Origin of the sequence: Streptomyces sp. SID13726, from assembly GCF_010548375.1 — a bacterium.
Taxonomy (GTDB): Bacteria; Actinomycetota; Actinomycetes; order Streptomycetales; family Streptomycetaceae; genus Streptomyces.
The window spans coordinates 1-799 of record NZ_JAAGLY010000082.1 but is presented as its reverse complement, the minus strand read 5'-3'; the positions used below and the strand labels follow the sequence as shown (position 1 = coordinate 799).

The window sequence follows — 799 nt, the reverse complement described above, 5'->3', positions numbered from 1 at the left end:
TCCAGGGGGAGCGTGTCGTCGTAGGTGCCGATGACGAGCGCCTCCGTGATGGAGCCGCCGGGGGCGGACGGGCCCGGGTACCAGGTGGTGCCGGACAGCGGGTCCACGGGCACTCCGACGAGTACGCCGTGGCGGTGCGAATCCGGGTCCCGCTCCACGCGAAAGCCGCCGGGGCGTACGTCCGTCGCGGACTCCAGGTTCGGCAGCGCCTTCGTGAGCTCGTCCGAGGTCGCGCCCTTCTCCAGCTCAAAGGGGACGCGCACCTGGCCCGTCTCCGTCACCTTCGCCTTGCCCAGCTTCAGCTTCGACAGGCCGATGGCGTCCAGGAGGCCGGCGGAGTTCCCGGCCGGGGCCGCGTCCGGATTCCAGCGGAACACCTGGCGAATGTTCCAGGAGGCGGCCAGCGTCGCCCCGCCGATGGCGTAGAGGTGCGGCAGCGGCCCGACGAACGGCCCGGCGAGCGAGGCGCACGTGAGCCAGCCGGACGCCGCGGCCACCGTCGCGGCGGAGTGGATACGGCGCTGGGGCCCGGTCGGCTTGGCCATGAACCAGGTGCCGGCGGTGAGGCCCACGGAGGCGAGCGTGAGGCCGACTCCGGCGAAGGCGTTCCCCTCCCAGGCCAGGGAGCCGATCGTGCCGACCACGCCGATTCCGCCGGTCACGATCCACGGCGGCGTGTACGGCTTGACCCGGTGCATCATCCAGGCCACGACACCGGAGCCAGACGACTCTCCGTTGAGCCGCTCCTCCTGGACCTTCTCCACGTCCTTAGTCATCGTCTCCACCCCCCGCCTTACTG

At 71.7% G+C, this 799-nt stretch carries 1 pseudogene; it reads right to left on the bottom strand.

The window, feature by feature from the left end:
* A pseudogene (locus G3I78_RS46445) lies at positions 1 to 776 on the bottom strand (sporulation protein SsgA); the annotation flags it as partial.
* Between the last annotated feature and the right edge of the window lie 23 nt (positions 777 to 799).